Source organism: Methylobacterium sp. WL6, from assembly GCF_008040095.1.
Classification (GTDB): domain Bacteria; phylum Pseudomonadota; class Alphaproteobacteria; order Rhizobiales; family Beijerinckiaceae; genus Methylobacterium.
The window spans coordinates 1-3,743 of record NZ_VRVH01000369.1 but is presented as its reverse complement, the minus strand read 5'-3'; the positions used below and the strand labels follow the sequence as shown (position 1 = coordinate 3,743).

Annotated in this window: 2 protein-coding genes; one reads left to right on the top strand and one right to left on the bottom strand. The window is 73.9% G+C overall.

From position 1 onward, the window contains the following. Positions 1-1,878: monovalent cation:proton antiporter-2 (CPA2) family protein (locus tag FV230_RS25700; RefSeq protein WP_147844403.1), on the bottom strand; the 1,878-nt coding region annotated here is incomplete at its 3' end. A gap of 257 nt (positions 1,879-2,135) precedes the next feature. Between FV230_RS25700 and FV230_RS25695 the strand changes: the two genes are divergently transcribed. Next, on the top strand, positions 2,136-3,743 hold a 1,608-nt coding region (locus FV230_RS25695), incomplete at its 3' end, for a methyl-accepting chemotaxis protein (protein WP_246695002.1).

Here is a 3,743-nt window from a genome sequence, read left to right as displayed (position 1 = left end):
GAGCATGCGGCCGGCGGCCTCGCGGCGGTCGTTGCCGATGATGTCGCGGGTCTCGGCCGAGAGCGCGCGGGCCGGGCGCTGCGGGGCGGTGAGCGGCTCCGGCTTCATCTCGGGCACGCCGATGCCGCGCAGCCAGCCGCCGCCCTCGGGGAGCGCCCCGGCCTGCTGCAGCACGAGGCGGGCGACGTCGCGCTTGCGCACGTCCTCGACCCGCGCGGCGGCGGCGTCGGCGGACAGCCCGAGGCCCTCCAGCGTCGCGCGGCCGAACACCAGGGCGGATTCGGCGGTCTCGCGGATGTGGAAGTCGACGTCGCGGTTCATCAGCTCGACGGCGTGCATCCGGTCGTAGGCGCGGACGTAGGTGCGGACCGACTCGAACTCCTCGTGGACGATGTCGACGATCTTCAACGCCGCCTCGGCGTCGTCGATGCACAGGCACACCAGGTCGACCCGGCCGATGCCGGCGGCGCGCAGCACGTCGAGGCGGGTGCCGTCGCCGTAGTAGATCCGGAAGCCGAAGCGCGAGGCCGAGCGGATCTGCTCGACGTCCTTGTCGATCACCGTGACGCCGATGCCCTCGGCGAGCAGCACCTGCGTCAGGATCTGCCCGAACCGGCCGAAGCCGATCACCAGGACGCGGGCCTCGGCGCTCTCGACCACGTCGGTGGCCGGCAGCGCCTCGCTGCCGCGGCGGGCGCGGGCGAGGTCGAGCGCCTTGTCGAGGCCCTTGGCCGCCACCGGGCCGATCAGCATGGTGAGGGCGGCGAGCGCCACCGCGAAGCGCGTGGCGGTGGCGTCGGTCAAGCCCAGCGAGCCGGCGAGCGGCAGCAGCACGAAGGCGAACTCGCCGGCCGGCGCCAGGATCGCGGCGCCGCGCACCGCGTCGAGCCAGGTCGAGCCGAACAGGCGGAACAGCCCGGCCACCAGCGCGACCTTGACCAGGATCGCCGCGAAGGTCGCCCCGAACAGCAGCGGCCAGACCGCGCGCACCAGCCCGCCGTCGATCGACATGCCGACGCTCATGAAGAACAGGCCGAGCAGCATGCCGCGGAACGGCTCGATGTCGGCCTCGAGCTGGTGGCGGAAGTTCGATTCCGACAGCAGGATGCCGGCCAGGAACGCGCCCATCGCCATCGACAGGCCGACCTCGGCCATCAGCAGCGCGGTGCCGAGCACCACCAGGAGGGCCGCCGCCGTCATCACCTCGCGGGCGCCGCTCGCGGCGAGCAGGCGGAAGAAGCGGTTCAGGCCGTAGCGGCCGACGAGCACCACGGCGACGATCGCCGCCAGCGCCTTGCCGGTGGAGAGCGCCGCGTCCCCGAGCCAGGGCGCGCCGCTGCCGCCGCCGGCCGATGCGAGGAGCGGCATCAGCGCCAGGATGCCGACGACGGCGATGTCCTGGAACAGCAGCACCGCGAAGGCGCGGCTGCCGTAGGCGGTGCCGAGGTCGCCGCGCTCCTCCAGGAGCTGCAGCGCCACCGCGGTGGCCGAGAGCGCCAGCGTGATGCCGATGATGCCGCTGGCGCTGGGCGCCGCGCCGAGCAGCACGCCGAGGCCCCCGAGCACGATCGCGCAGACGACGAGCTGCGCCGTGCCGAGCCCGAAGATGTCGCGGCGCATCGAGACGAGCTGCGACAGGTGCAATTCGAGCCCGACGATGAACAGCAGCAGCACCACGCCGATCTCGGCGACGCTCGCCGCCGTCTCGGGCTCGGCGATCAGCGACAGGCCGGACGGGCCGATCAGCACCCCGGCGACGAGGTAGCCCAGCACCGCGCTCTGCCCGAGCAGCCGGAAGATCGGCACGCCGATCACCGCCGCCGACAGGAACGTCAGCACCGGCGGCAGGAAGCTCGCATGTTCGGCCGGGCTCGCCATGAAGCGCCTGATCGCGAGGACGGGACGTCCTGCCCTTACCGCGGACGGCACGGAGGCGCGAGGGCCTTGCGGGTGCCGTTCGTCACCCGGCCGGCGCGCGGGCCCGCCGGAACGGCCGGCGCGGGACGCCGTCCCCCGGGCGTCGGGCACGGATCGGGATTGCGCTTTTGTATTCCTTAACGCGGGCCACCTATACTTTATTGCGAGCAAATGTTCGGGCGCCGAAGCCCATGAAGACTTTATTCCCGGAGTCGCGCGTGTCCCTGAGAAATGTTTCGATCCGCACGCGGCTCGTCGCCGCCTTCGCGACGCTGACCCTGTTCGTGCTCGGGCTCGGGCTCGCCGGCCTGTCCGGCATCGCGACGGTCGAGGAACGGCTGGTCGACGTGCAGACGCGGTGGCTGCCGAACGTCCGCGACGCCGGCGCCCTCGACGCGCTGACCGGGCGGTACACCACCAGCCTGCTGCGGCACATGCTCACCACCGAGCCGAAGGCGCTGGCCGCCATCGAGGGCGACATCGCCCAGCGCGGCCAGGCGATCGAGACCGGGATGGCCGCCTACGCGCGCGGCATCGCGCAGCCCGAGGAGCGGGCGCTGTACGAGACCTTCCTGCGCGAGTGGGGCGCCTTCACCGCGACCGAGGCGCCGATCCTCGCCCATTCCCGCGCCGGCGAGAAGGCCGAGGCGCTGCTCGCCTACCAGAGCAAGGGGATCGGCGCGCGCCGCAACGCCTCGATCGCCCTGGAGAGGATCATCGCCCTCAACACGGAGGGCGCCGCGCGCGCGGAAGCGTCCGCCGCGGCATCCGTCGCGCGCACCCGGTTCTGGATGGTCGCGGCCCTCGGGACGGCCCTGGCCCTGGCGGTCGCGATGGCCGTGCTGCTGATCGCCGGCATCGGCCGCGGGATCGACCGCGTCGTCCGGCCGATGCAGGCTCTGGCCGAGGGCGACCTCGAGACCGCGATCCCGCTCCAGGGCACGCGCACCGAGATGGGCCGCATCGCCGACGCGGTGCAGGTGTTCAAGGCTGCGCTGCTGCGCATGCGGGCGCTGGAGAGCGAGACCGCCCTGGCGCGGGCCGGCGCGGAGGCGCAGCGCAAGGCCGCGATGCGGCAGATGGCCGACACCTTCGAGCGCTCGGTCGGCGGCATCGTCGCGACGGTGACCGCGGCGGCGACCGAGCTGCAGGCGACGGCGCAGAGCATGACGGCGACCGCGACGCAGACGGCATCGCAGTCGACGACGGTGGCGATGGCCGCCGAGGAGGCGGCCTCGAACGTCAACACGGTGGCGGCGGCGGCCGAGGAGCTCGGCTCGTCGGTGCTGGAGATCGGGCGGCAGGTCGGCGGCTCCTCGGCGCTGGCGCAGGGGGCGGTGGCCGAGGCGGCGCAGACGGCGGCCGTGGTGCAGGACCTGAGCGAGGCGGCGGCCCGGATCGGCGACGTGGTGGCGATGATCTCGTCGATCGCCGGGCAGACCAACCTGCTCGCCCTGAACGCCACGATCGAGGCGGCGCGCGCCGGCGAGGCCGGCCGCGGCTTCGCGGTGGTGGCGGCCGAGGTGAAGGAGCTCGCCGCGCAGACGGCGCGGGCCACCGGCGAGATCGGCAGCCAGATCGGGCGGATCCAGGACTCGACCCGCCAGGCGGTCGCGGCGATCGACGCGATCGCGGGACGGATCCGGGAGATCTCCGGGGTGTCGGCCTCGATCGCGGCGGCGGTGGAGGAGCAGGGCGCGGCGACCCAGGAGATCGTGCGCAACGTCGGCGAGGCGGCCTCCGGGACGGGGGCGGTGACGGCCAACATCGGCGGGCTCGCGGCGGCGGCCGACGAGACCGGCGCCGCGGCCTCGCAGGTGCTGACC